The 20,196-nt window shown below is 66.4% G+C and carries 18 protein-coding genes and 1 pseudogene; 10 read left to right on the top strand and 9 right to left on the bottom strand.

Features of this window, described 5'->3' with window-relative positions:
* Positions 1-12 precede the first annotated feature (12 nt).
* Both CBP34_RS19105 and CBP34_RS19100 read left to right on the top strand, forming a co-directional pair.
* Complete coding sequence (locus CBP34_RS19105; protein ID WP_157896514.1) at positions 13-576, top strand: DUF3617 domain-containing protein; 564 nt, start codon at positions 13-15, stop codon at positions 574-576.
* 13 nt (positions 577-589) lie between these two features.
* A complete protein-coding gene (locus tag CBP34_RS19100; RefSeq protein WP_094099278.1) occupies positions 590-907 on the top strand; it encodes an antibiotic biosynthesis monooxygenase family protein in 318 nt (105 codons plus the stop codon).
* Between the two features lie 21 nt (positions 908-928).
* On the opposite strand, the pseudogene CBP34_RS19095 reads toward CBP34_RS19100, so the two are convergent.
* Together CBP34_RS19095 and CBP34_RS19090 are read right to left on the bottom strand one after the other, a co-directional pair.
* A pseudogene (locus CBP34_RS19095) lies at positions 929-1,671 on the bottom strand (16S rRNA (uracil(1498)-N(3))-methyltransferase).
* A 92-nt stretch (positions 1,672-1,763) separates the two neighbouring features.
* On the bottom strand, positions 1,764-2,894 hold the full coding sequence (locus CBP34_RS19090) for an aminoglycoside phosphotransferase family protein (protein WP_094098952.1): 1,131 nt from the start codon (positions 2,892-2,894) through the stop codon (positions 1,764-1,766).
* A 96-nt stretch (positions 2,895-2,990) separates the two neighbouring features.
* Here CBP34_RS19090 and CBP34_RS19085 point away from each other — a divergent pair, with 96 nt between their 5' ends.
* The 3 genes from CBP34_RS19085 to rsmA are packed head-to-tail and all read left to right on the top strand — an operon-like array spanning position 2,991 to position 7,608.
* Positions 2,991-5,417 carry an LPS-assembly protein LptD gene (locus CBP34_RS19085; RefSeq protein WP_418134696.1) on the top strand — a complete coding sequence of 809 codons (2,427 nt, stop codon included), beginning with the start codon at positions 2,991-2,993 and terminating at the stop codon, positions 5,415-5,417.
* Positions 5,418-5,426: 9 nt separating this feature from the next.
* Entirely contained in the window at positions 5,427-6,824 is a 1,398-nt protein-coding gene (locus CBP34_RS19080; protein ID WP_094098951.1) for a peptidylprolyl isomerase, read from the top strand.
* A gap of 13 nt (positions 6,825-6,837) precedes the next feature.
* Positions 6,838-7,608: a 16S rRNA (adenine(1518)-N(6)/adenine(1519)-N(6))-dimethyltransferase RsmA gene (gene rsmA, locus CBP34_RS19075; RefSeq protein ID WP_094098950.1), complete on the top strand. Its 771-nt coding sequence runs from the start codon at positions 6,838-6,840 to the stop codon at positions 7,606-7,608.
* Positions 7,609-7,890: 282 nt separating this feature from the next.
* Here rsmA and CBP34_RS19070 read toward each other — a convergent pair whose 3' ends face one another.
* The 4 genes from CBP34_RS19070 to aptA all read right to left on the bottom strand — a co-directional run bounded on the left by CBP34_RS19070 (position 7,891) and on the right by aptA (position 13,015).
* On the bottom strand, positions 7,891-8,316 hold the full coding sequence (locus tag CBP34_RS19070; protein WP_086913724.1) for a barstar family protein: 426 nt from the start codon (positions 8,314-8,316) through the stop codon (positions 7,891-7,893).
* A 137-nt stretch (positions 8,317-8,453) separates the two neighbouring features.
* Positions 8,454-8,861 (bottom strand): guanyl-specific ribonuclease, encoded by a 408-nt coding sequence (locus CBP34_RS19065; RefSeq protein WP_086913725.1) that lies wholly within the window; start codon positions 8,859-8,861, stop codon positions 8,454-8,456.
* A gap of 155 nt (positions 8,862-9,016) precedes the next feature.
* Entirely contained in the window at positions 9,017-11,341 is a 2,325-nt protein-coding gene (locus CBP34_RS19060; RefSeq protein WP_094098949.1) for an NADP-dependent malic enzyme, read from the bottom strand.
* Positions 11,342-11,656: 315 nt separating this feature from the next.
* Complete coding sequence (gene aptA / locus CBP34_RS19055) at positions 11,657-13,015, bottom strand: omega-aminotransferase AptA (RefSeq protein WP_086913727.1); 1,359 nt, start codon at positions 13,013-13,015, stop codon at positions 11,657-11,659.
* Between the two features lie 249 nt (positions 13,016-13,264).
* Here aptA and CBP34_RS19050 point away from each other — a divergent pair, with 249 nt between their 5' ends.
* Together CBP34_RS19050 and CBP34_RS19045 are read left to right on the top strand one after the other, a co-directional pair.
* Positions 13,265-15,115 carry a sensor histidine kinase gene (locus CBP34_RS19050; RefSeq protein WP_094098948.1) on the top strand — a complete coding sequence of 617 codons (1,851 nt, stop codon included), beginning with the start codon at positions 13,265-13,267 and terminating at the stop codon, positions 15,113-15,115.
* On the top strand, positions 15,112-15,777 hold the full coding sequence (locus tag CBP34_RS19045) for a response regulator transcription factor (RefSeq protein WP_094098947.1): 666 nt from the start codon (positions 15,112-15,114) through the stop codon (positions 15,775-15,777). Before CBP34_RS19050 ends, CBP34_RS19045 begins: the two co-directional genes overlap by 4 nt.
* A gap of 74 nt (positions 15,778-15,851) precedes the next feature.
* Here CBP34_RS19045 and CBP34_RS20190 read toward each other — a convergent pair whose 3' ends face one another.
* The gene (locus tag CBP34_RS20190; RefSeq protein WP_418134695.1) at positions 15,852-16,526 is read right to left on the bottom strand and encodes a c-type cytochrome; all 675 of its coding nucleotides are present in this window, start codon (positions 16,524-16,526) and stop codon (positions 15,852-15,854) included.
* Positions 16,487-16,885 carry a hypothetical protein gene (locus CBP34_RS20185; protein WP_236748470.1) on the bottom strand — a complete coding sequence of 133 codons (399 nt, stop codon included), beginning with the start codon at positions 16,883-16,885 and terminating at the stop codon, positions 16,487-16,489. The genes CBP34_RS20190 and CBP34_RS20185 overlap by 40 nt, the downstream gene beginning before the upstream one ends.
* 172 nt (positions 16,886-17,057) lie before the next feature.
* On the opposite strand from CBP34_RS20185, the gene CBP34_RS19035 reads away from it, so the two are divergent.
* Together CBP34_RS19035 and CBP34_RS19030 are read left to right on the top strand one after the other, a co-directional pair.
* The gene (locus tag CBP34_RS19035; protein ID WP_208616354.1) at positions 17,058-17,990 is read left to right on the top strand and encodes a LysR family transcriptional regulator; all 933 of its coding nucleotides are present in this window, start codon (positions 17,058-17,060) and stop codon (positions 17,988-17,990) included.
* 78 nt (positions 17,991-18,068) lie between these two features.
* On the top strand, positions 18,069-18,374 hold the full coding sequence (locus tag CBP34_RS19030) for a flagellar basal body protein (RefSeq protein ID WP_094098946.1): 306 nt from the start codon (positions 18,069-18,071) through the stop codon (positions 18,372-18,374).
* Positions 18,375-18,584: 210 nt separating this feature from the next.
* On the opposite strand, the gene CBP34_RS19025 is transcribed toward CBP34_RS19030, so the two are convergent.
* On the bottom strand, positions 18,585-18,833 hold the full coding sequence (locus tag CBP34_RS19025) for a DUF2061 domain-containing protein (protein WP_094098945.1): 249 nt from the start codon (positions 18,831-18,833) through the stop codon (positions 18,585-18,587).
* Positions 18,834-19,055: 222 nt separating this feature from the next.
* Between CBP34_RS19025 and CBP34_RS19020 the strand changes: the two genes are divergently transcribed.
* Positions 19,056-20,099 (top strand): SPFH domain-containing protein, encoded by a 1,044-nt coding sequence (locus CBP34_RS19020; RefSeq protein WP_094098944.1) that lies wholly within the window; start codon positions 19,056-19,058, stop codon positions 20,097-20,099.
* Positions 20,100-20,196 lie beyond the last annotated feature (97 nt).

Genomic DNA, 20,196 nt, shown 5'->3' with positions numbered 1-20,196 from the left:
GAGCGCCCTGCCATGCAAATGCTTGCCATTGCCGTCACCACTGCCGTGCTGTTGCCCGGCGCCCTGGGCCTGGCCCACGCCCAGGCGCAAAAAATGCGGCCCGGACTATGGGAACACAGCGTGACGATGAAAAGCCAGAGCGGCCAGATGGAAGCGGCCATGGCCGAGATGCAGAAGTCCCTGGCCAGCATGCCGCCCGAGCAGCGCAGGCAGATGGAACAGATGATGGCCCAGCAGGGCGTGGGCATGGGGCCCAAGGGCCAGACGATGAAGATTTGCGTCACCCAGGAGCAGGCCGATAGGGACGCCATTGCGCCGCAGCAGGGTTGCACGCAGAAAGTGGAGCGCATCAACGCCAACACCATGAAAGTCGCCTTCAGCTGCAAGGGTGGACAGGGCCAGCCGCCGTCCAGTGGTGAGGGCACGGTCAGCATGCAGGGCCCAACGGCCTACACCGGCCAATTCAAATTCAAGACGGAGAACGCGGGCAAGCCCGAGCAGATCGACATGGCGCAGTCCGGCAAGTGGCTGTCGGACAACTGCGGCGCCATCAAGCCCGTGCCAATGGCGCGCTGAGGTGGGCGCTGAGATGGACGGCCTCGCCAACACCCCCGCGCCGCCGTATTACGCGGTGATTTTCACCAGCCTGCGCACCGAGGGCGACCAGGGTTATGGCGCCATGACCGAGCGCATGGTGGAGCTGGCCGCGCAGCAGCCGGGTTTTCTGGGCGTGGAGTCGGCGCGCGACGGCCTGGGCATCACGGTATCGTACTGGGCTGACCTCGCCTCCATCGCCGCCTGGAAAGCGAATGCCGAGCACCAGGAGGCCCAGCACCGGGGCCGGGAACAGTGGTACGCGGGCTTCAAGACGCGCATTGCACGCGTGGAGCGCGACTACGGCATGTAGCTAGCGCGCGCGGCGCGGGATCTATTGCAGAGTAAGCGCTGCCAGCGCCGCCAGCGGCGCGGTTTCGGCGCGCAGCACGCGCGGCCCCAGGGTGACCGGGGCGAAGCCCTGCGCGAGGGCCAGGTCTTCCTCGGCAGCGCTCAGACCACCTTCGGGCCCGACAGGAACACCACCGCACCTGTGCCCGGCCCGGCGGCGGCGTGCAGCGGCCCGGTGCCGGCGCGCAGCGACAGCAGCAGGCGCGTGCCCGGTGCGGGCAGTAGCGCCTGGGCGCGCAGCCAGCCGGCCAGGTCCACCGCATCGTGCACCGCGGGCACGCGGTTGCGGCCGCATTGCTCGCACGCGGCCACGGCCACGGCCTGCCAGTGGGCCAGTTTTTTCTCGGCGCGCTCGCCCTTGAGCTTGAGCACGCTGCGCTCAGCCACCAGCGGCGTGATGCTGGCCACGCCCAGCTCGGTGGCTTTTTCCACCAGCCAGTCCATGCGCTCGTTGGCGGTGATGCCGGCCAGCAGGTGCACGGCGCGCGGGGCTTCGCGTTCGATGGCGTGGTGGGCGCCCACCTGCACGCGCACGTCGCTGCGGCCCATGCGCAGCACGGTGGCATCGAACTCGCCGCCGGGGCTGTCGACACCCTGGCCCCCATGGAACAGCGTGATGCCGTCGCCCGGCTGCAGGCGCAGCACCTGCACATGGCGCGCGGCGCCGGGGGGCAGGTCAATCTCGGCCCCGGTGGCCAGGGGCTCCGGGCAATGGAAACGGGGCATTTGCTACTTAATTTATAGCTATTAGCGCTTGATAAAAAAGCGCTAGAGCCTGATTTGAATCAATATTTCTGGCTGCGCGTCCGGCTGCACTGCTACATGCGGCCGTAGGCAAAACCCGTGACGGGCTCGGTGCCCTCGATCTGGTCGAGCATCTTGAGCAATGGCCCCAGCTGGCGGTAGCGGTGGGCCGTGGCGCGGATGTAGCCCATGAAGCGCGGAGCATCGGCCAGGTACTTCGGCTTGCCATCGCGCAGCGTGAGGCGCGCAAAGATGCCGGCCACCTTGAGGTGGCGCTGCAGTCCCATCCATTCCACGGCACGGTAAAACTCGCCAAAGTCCTCGCCCCAGCCGCTGGCGCTGTTTGCGCCCAGCAGGCCGGCCTTGCGGGCCTTCTCCCAGTAACGCACGGTCACGTCGAGGATGAGTTCCTCTTCCCAGCTGATGAAGGCGTCGCGCAGCAGGCTGGCGATGTCGTAGGTGATGGGGCCATAGACGGCGTCCTGGAAGTCCAGCACGCCAAGCGGGCCGCCCTCTTGGGTGGGCGCCATCAGGTTGCGGGTCATGAAGTCGCGGTGCACATAGACCTGCGGGGCAGTGAGGTTGTGCGCCACGATGGCATCGAAGGCATTGGCCAGCGTGGTCTGCTGCCTGTCATCCAGCGTGATGCCACGGTGCCTGGCCAGGTACCAGTCGGGAAACAGCGCGAGTTCGCGGCGCAGCAGGGCTTCGTCATATGCGGGCAGCACACCGGGCTGGGAGGCCTTTTGCCAGTCGAGCAGCACATCGGTGGCCTGCAGATACCAGCCCAGCGCGGCCTGGGGGGCTTCGGGCCGCAGCAACTCGATCAGCGTGGTGCTGCCCAGGTCGCTCAGCAGCATGAAGCCGCTGGGTTCATCCCACGCCAGGATCTGCGGCACGTTCAGGCCGGCGGCGGCCATCAGGCCCTGTACCTGCACGAAGGGGCGGCAGTTTTCCTTGTCCGGGGGCGCATCCATCACGATGCAGCTGGCGCCCGATGCGCTGTCGATGCGCAGGTAGCGGCGAAAGCTGGCGTCGGCCGAGGCCGGGCGCAGGCTGGCGGGCAGCAACTGGTGGCTTGGCACCAGTGGCGCGAGCCATTGCTCGAACGCCGCCTGCCGGGCTGCATCGGGCCAGCTGACGGGACTGGCGGGGGCGGACGATGCCGCGGCAAGGGGCGTTGGGGGGGAAGAGGGGTGGCTCATGGATAATCCCATTTTACAAACCCGCCCTGCCTGGCGCGGGCCGTTTCTCAAGCCCTGTCCATATTGCCCGACGTGCCCCGCCGCCAGCCCTCTTTCGTGCACAAGCTCCAACCCCTTTCCCGGCCGGTGCGGCACGCTGCTGCGCGCGCCCCACGGCCGGGGCTGCAGCCTCTGGCCTACGCGGTGGCGCTGGCCTGGTGCGGCATGCCGCTGGCCGCGCTGGCGCAGGCCGACGCGCCCAACGCATGGGATGCCCCACCGGCGCTGCGTCGCAGCCCGCTACTGCAGGAAACCCTGCCGGCCGACCTGCGGCCCCAGTTGCCGGTGTTTGTGTCGGGCGACCGCATCACGGGCCAGCCCGACGTGAAGGCCGTCATCGACGGCAATGCCGAGCTGCGCCGTGGCGACACCGTGATCCGTGCCGACCGGCTGGAGTACACCGTGCCGGACGACCTGGCCCAGGCACAGGGGAATGTGCGCATCAACAAGGCGGGCAACACCTATGACGGCTCGGCGCTGTCACTGCATGTGGACGCGTTCGAGGGCTTTTTCAGCGACGCGCGGTATCGTTTTCTCGGCACTGGCGCCCATGGCGTATCAACGCGCGTGGATTTTCTGGACCGCGACCGTTCGGTGGTGCACAACGCCACCTACACCACCTGCCAGAAGGACGATTCCGCAACCTGGGAACCGGACTGGGTGCTGCGCGCCAAGACCATCCGCCTGGACCAGGCCGAAGAGGTGGGCACCGCCGAGGGCGGGGTGCTGGAATTCAAGGGGCTGCCGGTGCTGCCCATCCCGTACATCAGCTTTCCGCTGTCGGACAAGCGCAAGTCCGGCTTCCTGCCGCCCACGGTGGGCCTGGACAGCCGCAACGGCCTTGAATACCTGCAGCCCTACTACTGGAACATTGCCCCCAACCGCGACGCCACGCTGCGTGGCGGAATCATGGCCAAGCGCGGCGTCGAGCTCGGCGGCGAGTTTCGCTACCTTGAAAGCGACTACCAGGGCCAGGTGGATGCCAGCCTGATGCCCTCGGACAGCCAGCGCAACCGCATGCGCTGGGGCTATTCGGCGCAGCACCAGGGGCAGATCAGCACCCCCGTGGGTGGCGTGGGCCTGAACCTCAACCTCAACCGGGTGAGCGATGACAATTACTGGCGCGATTTCGCGCGGACGCCCTTGCCCCTGCGCCAGCGCCTGCTGCCCAGCGACGCATCCCTGTCGTGGGCGTCAGGCGACATGTCGGCCCAGGTGCGCACGCTCAAGTGGCAGGCCCTGCAGGATGTGGCCTCGCCGATCGTTCCGCCCTACAACCTCATGCCCCAGCTGCTGTGGCGCTACACGCCCCAGGATCTGGGTCGGGGCCTGGATTTCAGCATGGTGGCCGACACTACGCGTTTCGAGGCGGACCGGGCGCTGCCCAACCCGGCCGACGGCCAGCGCAGCTTTGTGCAGGCGCAATTGAGCCGCCCCTTTCTGGCTCCGGGCGGCTTCGTCATCCCCAAGCTGCAGCTGCACGCCACGCAATACCAGTTCGACAACCCGTTGAAAACCGGGGAGCGCTCGGCCAGCCGCACCCTGCCCACCTTCAGCCTGGACAGCGGGCTGGTGTTCGAGCGCGATGCGCGCCTGCTGGGGCGCGCCTTCACGCAAACGCTGGAGCCCCGCGCGTTCTATACCTACACGCCCTTTCGCGACCAACGCCGCCTGCCGCTGTATGACACGGCGGCCACGGACTTCAACTTTGGCACCATCTACACCGAAAACGCGTATGGCGGCAATGACCGCCTGGCAGACAACAACCTGCTCACCCTGGGCGTGACGTCGCGGTTTCTCGATTCCAACACCGGCGCCGAAGCCGTGCGCCTGGGTGTTGCCCAGCGCCTGCGGTTCTCCGACCAGGACGTGACCCTGCTGCCCGGTGGCGCGCCCGTCAGCGAGCGCCTGTCCGATGTGTTGCTGGGGGCGGGCATCAACTGGACTCCGCAGTGGGGCTTTGACTCCACCGTGCAATACAACCCCAAAACAGGGCGCTCCATCCGCTCCACCATCGGGGCGCGCTACAGCCCGGGCAACTACCGCACCGTGAACGCGGTCTACCGGCTGCAGCGCGGCTCCAGCGAACAGATCGATGTGGGCTGGCAGTGGCCGCTGGTCGCCTTGTGGGGCGGCCAGGTCGCGGGCAACGGCCCGGAGCGCGCCAAAGGCCAGGGTCAGGGCAGCGGCCGCTGGTACACCGTGGGCCGCCTGAACTACAGCCTGCAGGACCGCAAGCTCGTCGATACCGTGGTGGGCTTTGAATACGACAGTTGCTGCTGGATTGGCCGCGTGGTGATCGAACGCCTGCAAAGCAGCGTGACCACCTCCAACACCCGGCTGCTGTTCCAGATCGAATTTGTGGGATTTTCGCGCCTGAGCCTGGGCTCCAACCCCCTCGATACCCTGAAACGGAACGTGCCGCGCTACCAATCCCTGCGTGAGCAGGTCAGCACCCCCAGCCGCTTCAGCAACTATGACTAACCTGACACCATGAACCACCGTGCAATTGCTTTGGGCCTGGCGTGCCTGGCTTCTTTCGTGACCTCCGGCGCCGCGGCGCAGGGCCTGCGCCCCTCGGGGGCTGCGGGAGCGGGCCTTCGCACGGCGCCTGCCGCGCCTTCCTTCACCCTGCCCGCGCCCGGTGCAAGCGCGGCACTGCGGCAAGCCGATTTCATCGTGGCGGTGGTCAATTCGGAACCCGTCACCAACAACGAGGTGCGGACCCGCGCGGCCCGCATTGCACAGCAGATGGCCCAGCAGGGCGTTGCCCTGCCGCCCGGCGACCTGCTGGCCCGCGAGGTGCTGGAGCGACTGATCGTGGAAAAGATCCAGCTGCAGCTGGCCCGTGAAGGAGGGATTCGCGTGGACGACTTTGCCGTGGGCCAGGCCGAGGAGGGCGTGGCCAAGCAAAACAGCGTCAGCGTGGCAGAAATGCACCGCCGGCTGGCCGCTGACGGCATCAGCAAGGAACGTTTTCGCGAAGAATTGCGCAACCAGATGCTGCTGCAACGCCTGCGCGAGCGCGACGTGCAGTCCCGGGTGCGCGTGAGCGATCTCGACGTGGACCAGTACCTGCGCGAACAGCAGTCGGGGGCCGACGCCTCCAAGCAGGAGATCAACCTGGGCCATATTCTGGTGGCGGTGCCCGAAAACGCCAGCCCCGCCCAGGTGGCCGAGCGCCAGGCCCGCGCCCAGCGCGCCGCGGACAAGGTGCGTGCCGGCGAGGATTTCGCGACCGTGGCTGGCGAGTTCTCGGACGCTGCCGAGGCCAAGACGGCGGGCGGGCTGCTGGGCATGCGCCCGGCCGAGCGCTATCCCGAGCTGTTTGTCAGCGCCACGGCGCAGCTGCCGGTGGGCGGCATTGCCGGGCCCGTGCGGTCTGCGGCAGGTTTTCATGTGCTCAAGGTGGCGGACAAGACCACTGCGGGTGTGCCCACCCTGGTGACGCAGAGCCATGCACGGCATATCCTGCTGCGCACCGGCCCCCAGCTGACGGAGAGCGCTGCCGCAGCGCGGCTGGCCGACTACCGGCGCCGCATCGTGGCGGGCCAGGCAGACTTTGCCGAGCTGGCGCGCGAGCATTCGCAGGATGGCAGCGCCAAGCAGGGCGGCGATCTGGGCTGGGCCAACCCGGGCCGCTATGTGCCCGAATTCGAGCAGGCCATGAACGCGCTCAAGCCGGGCGAGGTCAGCGAGCCCCTGGTTTCGCGTTTTGGCGTGCACCTGATCCAACTGGTGGAGCGCCGCGAGGCCAAGCTTACCCAGCGCGAGCAGCGCGACATGGCACGTGACACGGTGCGCGAGAAGAAGGTCGAGGAAGCCTTTGCCACCTGGGTGCAGGAGTTGCGCGGCCGGGCCTACGTCGAATACCGCGACGCGCCGCAGTGAAGCGGGCCGCTGCATGAAACACATTCCGCGCAAGCGCTTTGGCCAGCATTTTCTGTCGGACGGCGGCATCATCGAAGCCATCGTGGGCGCCATCGCGCCCCAGCCGGGCCAGCCCATGGTGGAGATCGGCCCCGGCCTGGCGGCGCTGACCCAGCCCCTGGTAGAGCGCCTGGGGCGCCTGACGGTGATCGAGCTGGACCGGGACCTGGCCTTGCGGCTGCGGCTGCACGGACAGCTCAATGTCATCGAGTCCGACGTGCTGAAGGTCGATTTCACGCAGCTGGCGCTCACGCTGCAGGTTCCCAGGATCCGGGTGGTCGGCAACCTGCCCTACAACATCTCCACGCCCATCCTGTTCCACCTGCTCGAGCATGTGTCGGTGATCGAAGACCAGCATTTCATGCTGCAAAAAGAGGTGATAGACCGCATGGTGGCGCCGCCAGCCACCTCCGACTATGGGCGCCTGTCCGTGATGCTGCAGTGGCGCTATGCGATGGAGAACGTGCTGTTCGTGCCGCCCGAGAGCTTTGATCCGCCGCCGCGCGTGGACAGCGCCGTGGTGCGCATGGTGCCGCATGACGCGCCCACGGCGGTGCGCCCGGCATTGCTGTCCGAACTGGTCCAGGTGGCATTCAGCCAGCGCCGCAAGCTGCTGCGCCACACCCTGGGCCGCTGGCTGGAAGGCCGGGGCTTTGCCGGCCACTTCGACACCCAGCGCCGCGCAGAAGAAGTGCCGGTGCACGAATATGTGGCGCTGGCCCTCGCACTGGATCAAAAAGCATAGCGCCTGGCGCTTGCTCCATAAGGGCCAGGGTCGGTTTTTTCATGAAAAAGCCCGCCAAGGGCGGGCCATTCACATGCACACGGCTTGCGCGCGCTCAGGCGGCTGTCAGCCAGTAGCCCGCGTTGAACGGGCTGCTCATGCGCAGCGCCAGGGGAGAGATGTCGACCAGTTTGTCGGTGGGCATCTTCTCGGCGGTTTCCGGGTCGATGGCGATGCCCTGGACCGCGGTCGTTTCCTTAGCCTCGTTCGCCCGTTCTGCTTGGCTGGTGGTTGCAGAACGGGCTACAGAAAAGAATAGAAACAGCGGAAGGGAATCTTGCGGTCGCCCCAGAAGTCTGCCGCGTCACGGAAGATGTCCAGCAGCTGCTCGCGTGCTTCCTTGTCGAACTTGCCGGTGGCCGGAATCTGCTCCAGCACCACGATGAAGCCCGGTTGCGGCCCCGATTTGTGCAGGGGATCGGTCATGCAGTCGTAGAGCGCGTCGAAATTCTTGCCGAAATGCGACGGAAAGGTGAACTGCGCTGCAATCAGGTCCAGCACATCCTGTTTGGACTGGGCGTGGGCCAGGTTGGCATACAAAAAATGGTGACCGAGGGAGGCAGCGGCATCTTGCAGATCCTGCACGCGAAAGGCGCGAATGGACTGCACGATGTTGGTGCGCACGCCACGCAGTGGCGTTTCATGGTCTTTACGAAGGGGCGTCTGCATCTCCGTTGCTCTTTCTTTATAAGGTCCAAAAACTTCTGGCTGACCACAAAACCGCAGGATGCGGGATTCGGGTCGGGAAAACAAGGCGGCTCGCTGCCCGCTGCCCGGGCTGGCGCGGGCGGACAATCCATCGGACATCATTCGACAATCTTGCGAAAACTGGCGTAGTGGTCGCTGGTGTAATAGCAGGCGTCCGGCAACCGGGGCTTGCCACCACACACAATGCGCCGGGCGCCTCGATTGCGCGCGCCGGGGGTCTTGACGGTGTATTCCCGGTAATAGCCGCGCTGGTGGGCCGGCAATATCCGTTCACGATTGCCAAAAACCGTTCCGTCCTTGTCGAACGGAAAAGGGCCGCCATCGTGGATCAGCGCATAGGTCGAACGACCCTGGGGGGGCAGTTCTGCCACGGCGATGGAAGCAATGGAACCGTCGGAGGACGGGGATTTCCGGGCATGTCCGGCAACCGGGCCCAGGACCAACGCAACACCCACAACACACAAAACCCCTGCTTTTCGCACCTGGGCGGCTACAGCCTTGAGCATCAACGACACCTTTCAGAAACTACGGGTTAACCCGAAATTTCAACGGGCTAGTGTCGCTGAAAGCCCCCCAAAAAGCAAGCGCCTGCACAAAGATTGGGCAGGCGCCATGGGTTTTGCGTGTGCACCTGAGTTAGTGCACGCTATTTGTTGAAGGCTTATCGTGCTGCGCTGGCATCGGCCACGGTAATGGCTGTCATATTGACAATGCGCCGCACGGTGGTGCTGGGGGTGAGGATGTGCACCGGCTGCGCGGCCCCCAGCAGCACCGGGCCAATGGCGATGTTGCCGCCTGCTGCCGTCTTGAGCAGGTTGTAGGAAATGTTGGCGGCGTCGATGTTGGGCAGCACCAGCAGGTTGGCATCGCCCGTGAGGCTGCTGTGGGGCATGAGCGCGGCGCGCGCCTTGCCGTCCAGGGCCACGTCGCCGTGCATTTCGCCGTCCACTTCGAGCCAGGGCGCCTGCACGCGCAACAGCTCCAGCGTCTGGCGCATCTTCACGGCGCTGGGCTGGTCGCTGGAGCCAAAGTTGGAGTGCGACAGCAGGGCCGCCTTGGGCTTGATGCCAAAGCGCAGCATTTCCTCGGCCGCCATCATGGTGATTTCCGACAATTGCTCGGCCGTGGGGTCGTAGTTGACGTGGGTGTCTACCAGAAACACCTGGCGGTCGGGCAGCAACAGGCCGTTCATGCAGGCAAAGGTGTTCACGCCGGGGCGCTTACCGATCACCTGGTCGATGTAATTGAGGTGGTGCGCCGTGTGGCCCCAGGTACCCGCGATCAGGCCATCCACCTCGCCCTTGTGCAGCAGCATGGCGCCAATCAGCGACAGGCGCCGGCGCATCTCGATCTTGGCGATCGGGGCGGTCACGCCCTTGCGCTCCGTCATGCGGTGGTAGGTCTGCCAGAAGTCGCGGTAGCGGTGGTCCTGCTCGACGTTGACGATGTCGTAGTCCTGACCCTCCTTCAGGCGCAGGCCAAACTTCTCGATGCGCTGCGCAATGATGGCCGGGCGGCCGATCAGCGTGGGGCGCGCGATTTTTTCGTCCACCACGATCTGCGCGGCGCGCAGCACGCGCTCTTCCTCGCCCTCGGCATAGGCCACGCGCTTTTTGGTGGCGGCCTTGGCAGCGGTGAAGATGGGCTTCATGGTGGTGCCCGAGGCATACACGAAGGTCTGCAGATGGTCGCGGTAGGCGTCCATGTCGGCGATCGGGCGCAGCGCCACGCCGCTGTCGGCCGCGGCCTGGGCCACGGCCGGCGCAATCATCATCATCAGGCGCGGATCGAACGGCTTGGGAATCAGGTATTCCGGGCCAAACGCCAGCGGCTCGCCCACATAGGCCGCCGCCACCACTTCGCTCTGCTCGGCCTGGGCCAGCTCGGCGATGGCGTGCACGGCGGCGATTTCCATCTCCATCGTGATGGTGGTGGCGCCGCAGTCAAGCGCGCCCCGGAAGATGTAGGGGAAGCACAGGACGTTGTTGACCTGGTTGGGGAAGTCCGAGCGACCCGTCGCCATGATGGCGTCATCGCGCACGGCCTTCACGTCTTCGGGCTGGATTTCGGGGTTGGGGTTGGCCAGGGCAAAAATCAGCGGGCGGGCGGCCATCCTGGCCACCATGTCCTTCTTGAGCACGCCGCCGGCCGACAGACCCAGAAACACATCGGCATCCGCGATCACTTCGCCCAGCGTACGGGCCGACGTTTTTTGCGCGAACTGGACCTTGTCCTCGTCCATCAGCTCGGTGCGGCCTTCATAGACCACGCCCGCCAGGTCGGTCACCCAGATGTTCTCGCGCGGAATGCCCAGCTTGACCAAGAGGCCCAGGCAGGCCAGTGCGGCAGCGCCCGCACCCGAGGTGACGAGCTTGATTTTTTTCAGGTCCTTGCCCGCCACTTTGAGGCCGTTGAGGATGGCCGCGCCCACGGTGATGGCCGTGCCGTGCTGGTCGTCGTGAAAGACCGGGATCTTCATGCGCTCGCGCAGCTTGCGCTCGATATAAAAGCAGTCGGGCGCCTTGATGTCTTCGAGGTTGATGCCGCCAAAAGTCGGCTCCAGGCTGGCGATGATCTCGACCAGCTTTTCGGGGTCTTTCTCGTTGATCTCGATGTCGAACACATCGATGCCCGAGAACTTCTTGAACAGGACGGCCTTGCCTTCCATCACCGGCTTGCCGGCCAGCGGGCCGATGTCGCCCAGGCCCAGCACGGCGGTGCCGTTGGTCACCACGCCCACCAGGTTGCCCCGGCTGGTGTATTTGAAGGCGGCGTTGGGGTCTTTGACGATCTCTTCACACGGTGCGGCCACACCGGGCGAATAGGCCAGCGCCAGATCGTGCTGGTTGACCATCTGCTTGGTCGCGGCAATCGCAATCTTGCCGGGTTTGGGAAACTCGTGGTATTCGAGAGCAGCCTTGCGCAGCAGGGCGCGCTTGTCGGGAAGGTTGTTGTTGTTGTTGTCGGCCGTGGTGTTCTCGGGCATCAAGCGTCTCCAGCTTTCAGAAAGTGCTGGGGTCCGCGGTGGATCTGCTCGGGGCGGGCCGTCAGCTTGTAAGGGGGAGGTGCATTGTAGGCTTCGTCCCGTGAAAACCCTGGACCGCCAAGGTGCTTGCCTGGTTGAAACACTTGTTCGCGAAAGGATCGAAGCGGCGCTGTGCCGTGCACCGCTCCTGGCGCCGGTGCAAGCCATGCGCTGTGAAGCAGGAAGGCCCATGAAACGAGCATCCAGCGCTTATGGGTAAAGCGCTAAATGCTATTAAAAATGCAGCGTATTGTGCAGAGCCTCGGCTGGTGTCCCTTACGCTGTTTCCGCCAGCGCGTCACCCAGTGCATTGATCAGGCGGTCGATTTCGGCCTTTTCACTGATGAACGGCGGTGCCAGCTGGATGGTGTCGCCACCGTAGCGCACGTAAAAGCCCTTCTTCCAGCAGTTCATCGCAATCTCGTACGGGCGGCGGGCGGGCTCGCCGGGCAGCGGCGCAATGGTGAAGCCGGCGGCCAGGCCGAAGTTGCGGATGTCGGCCACATGCCTGGCGCCCTTGAGGCTGTGCACGGCCTGCTCGAAGTACGGCGCCAGGGCGTTGACGCGGCCGATCATGTCTTCCTTTTGCAGGATGTCGAGCGCCGCGATGCCCGCCGCGCAGGCCACGGGGTGGGCCGAGTAGGTGTAGCCGTGCGGAAATTCGAGCATGTACTCGGGGCCGCCCGCCGCCATGAAGGTGTCGTAGATCTCCTTGCTGGCCACCACGCCGCCCAGCGGCTGCGCGCCGTTGGTGACCTGCTTGGCAAAGTTCAGGATGTCAGGTGTCACGCCAAAAGCCTCGGCGCCGGTGAACGCGCCCGAGCGGCCAAAGCCGCTGATCACTTCGTCAAAAATCAGCAGGATGTTGTTCTGCGTGCAGATCTCGCGCAGGCGCTGCAGGTAGCCCACGGGCGGGATCACCACGCCGGCCGAACCCGAAAATGGCTCCACGATCACGGCGGCAATGTTCGAGGCGTCGTGCAGTGCAATCACGTCGAGCAGGCGGTCGGCCAGCTCCTTGCCCGTGGGCGGCATGCCCTTGTGGAACGAGCCCGCCGGCGGCTGGGTGTGGGGCAGGTGGTCGGCCTCCACGCCCTGGCCGAACAGCTTGCGGTTGGCCACGATGCCGCCCACCGAGATGCCGCCAAAGTTCACGCCGTGGTAGCCCTTTTCGCGGCCGATCAGGCGCGTCTTGGTGCCCTGGCCCTTGGCGCGCCAATAGGCGCGGGCCATCTTGAGCGAGGTGTCGGCCGATTCAGACCCCGAGCCGGTGAAGAACACATAGTCGAGCCCGGCAGGCGTCAGTTCCTTCACGCGGTTGGCCAGCTCGAACGACAGCGGGTGGCCAAACTGGAAGGCGGGGGCGTAGTCGAGCTTCATCGCCTGCTTGCCGATGGCCTCGGCGATCTCGCGGCGGCCGTGGCCCAGACCCGAACACCACAGGCCCGAGAGCCCGTCAAAAATCTTGCGGCCTTCGCTGTCGGTGAAATACGCGCCGCTGGCCTCCACGATCATGCGGGGATGGGCCTTGAACTGGCGGTTGGCCGTGTACGGCATCCAGTGCGCGTCGAGCCACTCGGCGTCCATGCGGGGTGCAGCGCCAGCGGCGGGGGTGTCGATGGGGGCAAAGCTCATGGGGTCTCTCCGATGCAGATGGGGCCCCAGCCGGGGCACTGAGCCGCCATTGTTGCCCCGGTTTCCAATTGCTCAAAGAAAGCAATATCAATGTTCACTTGCGAATTTATGCAAGCATTGATCGGTCCCGCCGCGCATGAATGGCACCTGATTTGCTATTGAAACAATAGCTGTTAACGCAATTCTTGTAAGCGATTCAACCTGTTTTGACCTCAAAACCGGGGCGCTTGCGTTGCTTACAATTCGCCCATGCGCAGGCCCACCCCCTTCCGATGCGCCCGCGCGGCATGGCGCGGGCTGGCGGCGGCCTGCCTGATGGCGGTGCCGCTGGCCGGGGCCGAGGCCGTGCCCGCTGCAGCACCGGCCCGCATCACCATCGGCGTGCTCGCCGTGCTCGACGGCGAAGACACCCAGCGCCTGTGGCAGCCCCTGGCCGACGGGCTGGCGCGCGCGCTGCCGGGGCACAGCGTGCGGCTGCAAGTGCTCGACCCGGTTGCGCTGGAAGCGGCGCTGGCGCAGCAGGCCCTGCATTTCGTGGTGACCAACCCCGGACACTACGTGCGGCTGGAGGCGCGCCATGGCGCCACGCGCATCGCCACCCAGACCACGGCCGAAAGCGACGACCCCGCGCACACCGTGGGCTCGGCCGTGGTGGTGCGGGCGGGCACGCCAGTGGCCGCCTCGCTCGACGCCCTGCGCGGGCAGCGCGTGGCGGCGGTGGCCGAAGATGCGTTTGGCGGCTACCAGTTGGTGGCGCACGAATGGCTGCAAAGCGGCCTGGACGCCGAGGCCGGTGCGGTGCAGCGGGTGTTCACCGGTTTTCCGATGCAGCGCGTGGCCGATGCGGTGCTGGCGGGCCGGGCCGATGCGGGCATTCTGCGCACCTGCGTGCTGGAGCAGCTGGAGCGCACCGGCCGCGTGCCCCCCGGCGCGCTGGTGGTGGTGGGCGCGCGGCCCGATGCGCCGGCGCCCTGCCGGTCGTCCACGCCGCTGTACCCCGGCTGGGCTTTTGCCGCACTGGCCAGCACGCCGCCCGAGCTGGCCCGCACCGTGCTGCTGGCCCTGCTGACCCAGCCCACCGATGCCCAGGGCGGCCGCTGGTCGGTGCCGGCCGACTACCAGCGCGTGCACGAGGTGCTGCGCGCGCTGCAGGTCGAGCCCTATGCGTTTTTGCGCGACACGCGCCCGCAGGCGCTGCTGGGCCGCTACTGGTATCTGCTGGCGGGCACGCTGGCCGTGCTGCTGCTGGGCGCGGCCTACATGCTGCATGTGGAGCTGCTGGTCAAGCGCCGCACGTCCGAACTCTCGCGCAGCCTGCGCGAGCGCGAGCGCCTGGCACAGCAGATTGCGCAGGGCCAGGAGGCCATGGACCACCTTTCGCGCCTGTCCATCCTGGGGGAGCTGTCGGCCACGCTGGCGCACGAGCTCAGCCACCCGCTGGCCACCATTGCCAACTATGCCGCCAGCGTGCAGCGGCGCGCCGCGCGCGGCCAGCTCGCGCCGGACGCGCTGGCCGTGGCGCTGCAGGACATCGGCCAGGAAACCGAGCGCGCCACGCGGGTCATCGAGAGCATTCGCGCGCTGGCGCGCAAGCGGGTGCCGGTGCGCGCGCTCAGCGACCCGGTGGTGCTGGCCCACGAGGCGGTGGCCCTGTTTTGCGGCCTGCTGGGCCAGGCGCCGCCGATCCGCGTGGAATGCGCGCCGGGCAGCGCGGACCTGCGCGTGCCGGGCGACCCGCAGCAAATCCAGCAGGTGCTGCTGAACCTGCTCAAGAATGCGCTGGACGCCCACCGGGCCGCAGGCCGCGCCGACGCCCCCATCACCATCCACATCGAACGCCAGGGCGACCATCTGGCGATCGCCGTGCAAGACCAGGGCGATCCCCTGAGCGAGGCCGCGCGCGCACGCCTGTTCGAGCCCTTCTACACCACCCGCCCCGACGGCCTGGGCCTGGGCCTGGCCATCTGCCGCGGCATTGCCGAGACGCATGGCGGCGCACTGCAGGCCCGCCCGGCCGGTGCAGCGGGCGACCCCGGCATGGTGTTTGAATTGCTGCTACCGCTGGCCCCGCCCACGCCCCCCCAGGAAACCGCGCCATGACCGCACCCGCTCCCGTCATCCATGTGGTCGATGACGACCCCGCCTTTTTGCGCTCCACCCTGTTCATGGTGGAAGGGCTGGGCTTTGCGCCCGTGGGCTATGCGCAGGCGCAGGATTTTCTGGACGCCGACCCGGCGCCCGCGCCGCAGGGCTGCTGCCTGCTGCTGGACATCCGCATGCCGCGCATGAGCGGGCTGGAACTGCAGCGGCGCCTGGCCGCCCTGGGGCGGGCATTTCCCATCGTGTTCATGACCGGCCACGGCGACATCGACCAGGCCGTGCAGGCCATGCGCGCAGGCGCCATCGACTTTCTGCAAAAGCCTTTTCGCGAGCAGGCGCTGCTGGATGCGCTGAACCACGCGGTGGCGGCGGGCCTGGCGGCGCAGCGCCAGCAGGGGCTGCGCGCCGCTGCACAGGAGCAGCTAGGGCGACTGTCGCCGCGCGAGCGCGACGTGGCGCGCCTGCTGGCCCTGGGCCTGAGCAACAAGGAAGTGGCGCGGCAACTGGGCATCAGCGACCACACGGTGCATGTGCACCGCCAGCGCATCACCGAGAAAACCGGCAGCGGCCACGCCGCCGACCTGGCCCGCCTGATCCTGCGCGCCGACCCGCAGGCGCTGGACGATGGCAGCGCACCTGCATCGCCGCCGCAGGATTTGTAAGCTATTTAATGGATAGCTGTCAGCGCTTATTTCGCAAGCGCTGAAGCCTCAAAACACCTCAAGTCTTCAGACGTTTAACGGGCGCTTTTGGCAGCTGCGTTGGCGCGTTCGGCCGCAGCGCCGGCCTTGAGCTGCTCCACCATCTGCTTTTGCTTTTCCACCAGTGGCGGGTAGGGGCCAAAGCGGTGCTGGTCGGGCGTGGCGCCCAGCAGGTAGGGCGGGAAGGCCGAATCCACCGGCTTGTTCCAGCGCGCCGGGAAGTCCACTTCCAGGTTGGCCTTGGTGGGGCGCGGCTTGGAGAGCATGAACGCGGCCACATCGTAGGCCTCGTCGTCGCTCAGCTGCGGCGCTTCATGCGAGGCGCCCAGCGGCATGTTGTGCTTGATAAAGCGCGTGGCCATGATCAGGCGGTTCATGCCGGCACCGTTGTTGAAGGTGTCGTTGCCCCACAGCGGCGGGAAGGTGTAGCCCTGGGCATCGCCCACCTTGCCCGCACGCAGGCCCTGGCCGTCGGCGCCGTGGCACACCGCGCACTTGGCTTCGTACACCTTGCCGCCCGCCACCGTGTCGGCGCGCCGGTTGGGCATCTTGCTTTGCACCATGCCAGCGCCCTGCACCGTGGCACCCACCGGAATGCCCTGCGACAGGAACGAGATATAGGTCACAAAGGCCTTCATCTCGCGCGAGTCCAGCGCCAGGGGCTTGCCGCTCATGCTGCGCTCCATGCAGCCGTTGACGCGCTCTTCCACGGTGCTGATGTCGTCCTCGCGCCCCGGTACTGCGGGAAGGTGGCCGACACGCCGCTCCAGGGCATGGCAAAGGGCTTGGTGGCGTTTTGCTGGTGGCACGAGGCGCAGGCCAGGTTGTTGCCGGCCAGGCGGCGGCGCACGTCCTGCACCTCGGGGCCGATGTGGGCAAAGGTGCGCGTGGTCAGCTCGTGGCCGTACTGCACCAGTTCGCGGTATTGGCCGGGCGGCAGCTTGTCGATCTCGGGCACGGCGCGGCCCACCAGATTGACGGGCGCGGGGGCCTCGGGGGCGGCAAAGGCGGCGGTGCACAGCAGCGCCAGCGCGGGGGCGGCAAGCAGTTTCTGGAGGGCGGTGGTCATGGTTTTACTCTCTTTTCTCATGGGACGGGTTCATCCTAGAGAGCGCCCGGCGACGGAACAAGCGCCCGTTCCGGCCAAGCCGGTAGCCTTTTCAGGCTATTGCGTTCGCGCCAAACCGGGCAGCCGGGCTGGTAGTCTCGGGGGCTGTTTCTCCCTTGCCCGCATCACCGCAATGCCTGTCCCTTCCCCCCGTGAACGCGCCGTGCTGGGCCAGCTCAGCGACATGGATTTGCGCCTGCTGCAGGTGTTCAAGAGCGTGGCCGAGTGCGGCGGCATGTCGGCGGCCGAGCTGGAGCTGAACATCGGCACCAGCACCGTCAGCCGCCACATGAAGGACCTGGAAACGCGCCTGGGCCTCACGCTGTGCCGGCGCGGGCGCGCGGGTTTTGCCCTCACCGCCGAAGGCCAGCGCGTGTACGACGAAACCCTGCGCCTGCTCAGCGCGGTGGATGCGTTTCGCAGCAGCATCGACGACATCCACCGCCGCATGGGCGGGCGCCTCGACGTGGCGGTGTTCGACAAGACCGCCAGCAACCCGGCGGCGCACATCGGCGATGCGATTGCGCTGTTTGCCGAGCAGGCCCCGGATGTGAGCCTGCAAATGCATGTGGCCGCCATCCCCGCCATCGAGCGCGGGCTGATCGACGGCAGCTTTCATGTGGGCATCATCCCGGCGCACCGGGCATCGCAAAGCCTGGTCTATGCCAACCTGTTCACCGAAACCATGCTGCTGTACTGCGGCGCACGGCACCCGCTCTATGGCACCGACCATGCCACGCTCACCTGGGAATCGCTGCGCGCCTACCAGCTTGCGGGCCTGGGCTATCACTCGCCCAACATGGAGCTGAGCCACAGCGCGCGCCTGCCGCGCAAGGCCACGGGGTTCGACCAGGAGTCGATTGCCACGCTGATCCTCTCGGGCCGCTACCTGGGTTTTCTGCCCGACCACTACGCCGAAGCCTTCGAGCGCCAGGGCCAGATGCAGGCCGTGCTGCCGGCGCAGTTCTTCTACCGCTGCCAGTTTGTCAGCGTGCTGCGCAAGTCGCCCCAGCCGCCGCGCGCGGCCCAGGCGTTTGCGCAATGCCTGCTGGCCGCGCATGGATGATGGGCGCATGGCCTTGCGCGCAGCCCGCGGCGGGCTGCAGAATGCGGTCTGTTGTTGCAACTTTTTGTAAGGCGTTCCATGGCATCCCTTTCTTCAATTGGCAGTTCGGGCCTGCAGGCCGCCCAGTTGCGGCTGGATGCCTCGGCCAACAACGTGGCCAACATGAACACGCCCGGCTACCGCCGCCAGGCGGTGGCGCAGCAGGCCGTGGCCGACAGCGCGGGCGTGCGCGCCACGGTGCAACGCCAGCAAGAGGCGGACGGCGTGGCGCTGGAAAAAGAGGCCGTGGAGCAGATGTCAGCCACCTACGCGTTCAAGGCCAACCTGCAGACCATCCAGACACAGGACGAGATGATGGGCGCGCTGCTCGACGTGAAGGCCTGAGCCGCACGCCGCAAAGCCAGACCCCCTTCGCGCAAATGCCCCGCCTGTCGGGGCATTGCTGTTTCTGCGGCCCGAAAACAGCGCTTCAGCCGGTCGACGCCAACCCGGCCAGGCGGTGCACCAGCCAGCGCTGAAAGGCAAGACCGGCGGTGCTGCGGCTGCGCAAGGGAACGCGGTACATGGTGATGCTCCTTTAAGAGTGGGGTTGGTTCAGGCGTTCTGCAGTGTGGCGGCGCTGCCGGCGTTGCGCCGGGCGGCCCGTTCCCAGGCCTTTTCATGAAAGAAGAAGGCGACGGCCTGCACCGTGGGTTCGAGCAGGCTCAGCGTGAGCGAGGCCCACAGGTTGCCCGTGACGGCATAGGCCACCAGGGCGGCCACGCAGATGTGGATGAGGTAGTAGCTGCCCGTCTTCATCAGCATGGTCTTGTTCTGGCGGGCGGTGCGGCGGATGAAGGACATGGCGAACTCCTTGGCTTCAACAAACAGGGCCTGCGGTGAAAAGCAGGCACAGTCAAATGGTAGTCATTCTCAATAGAAACGACCAATTGATCGTGCCTAAAGCGCAGATAGCCGCTATCAAGCGCTGCCGCGCGGCCCGAACCGGCCGCTTTCGCCGTCACCCCCCGTTGCTATGATGGCCGCTCTTTTTGCCCAACCCCTTAGCACAACCGGGAGCACCGCATGGCCCTCATGGACTTCATCAAGAAACAGTTCATTGACATCATCCAGTGGACCGAAGAGGGGGATGGCACGCTGGCCTGGCGCTTCCCGATGGCCGACATGGAAATCCAGAACGGTGCCTCGCTCACGGTGCGCGAGTCGCAAATGGCCATCTTCGTGAACGAAGGTCAGGTGGCCGACGTGTTCGGCCCCGGCACCTACAAGCTCACCACGCAGACGCTGCCGGTGCTGACCTACCTAAAGAACTGGGACAAGCTTTTCGAGTCGCCCTTCAAGAGCGATGTCTACTTCTTCAGCACGCGCCAGCAGATCGACCAGAAATGGGGCACACCCCAGCCCATCACCATCCGCGACAAGGACTTTGGCGCCGTGCGCCTGCGCGCGTTTGGCAATTACGCCTTCCGCATCGCCGACCCCAAGCTGTTCCACACCGAAATATCGGGCACGCGCGATTCCTACCCCGTGGCCGACCTGGAAGGCCAGTTGCGCGGCCTGGTGCTGCAGAACATCAGCAACGCCATTGCCGGCAGCGGCCTGCCGTTTCTGGACCTCGCGGCCAACCAGGTGATGTTTGCCGAGGCGCTGACCAAGGAGCTGGCGCCGGTCTTCGCCAAGCTGGGCCTCTTGATCGAAAACCTCACGGTGCAGAACGTCTCGCTGCCCGAAGAGCTGCAAAAAATTCTCGACCAGAAGATCGGCATGGGCATGGTCGGCAACGACATGGGCAAGTTCATGCAGTACCAGACGGCGCAGGCGATTCCGAAGTTCGCGGAAGGCGCGGGCAGTGGCGGCGGCGGCATTGCGGGCGATGCCATGGGCCTGGGCGCCGGCGTGGCGCTGGGCCAGGTGCTGGCGCAAAACCTGCAGGCTGGCCTGCAAGGTGGCGGTACGGCAGCGCAGGCAGCCCCTGCTGCGGCGGCAGGCGTCAAGCCCGAGGACGTGATGGCCACGCTGGAAAAGCTGGGCGAGCTCAAGTCCAAGGGCATCCTCACGCAGGAAGAGTTCGACGCCAAGAAGGTCGAGCTGCTCAAGAAGCTGGTTTGACCCTGGTTGCTATCAACTCAATAGCTGCTAGTGCTTTGCAGAAAAGCGCTTGAGGCCAAAAACGCCTCAAGTCCGCGCTGCACGGCGCAAGCAGCCC

It is taken from the genome of Acidovorax carolinensis (assembly GCF_002157145.1).
In the GTDB taxonomy this organism is placed as follows: domain Bacteria; phylum Pseudomonadota; class Gammaproteobacteria; order Burkholderiales; family Burkholderiaceae_C; genus Acidovorax; species Acidovorax carolinensis.
The sequence above is the reverse complement of the archived record's forward strand: the minus strand, read 5'-3'. Positions and strand labels throughout refer to the sequence as shown.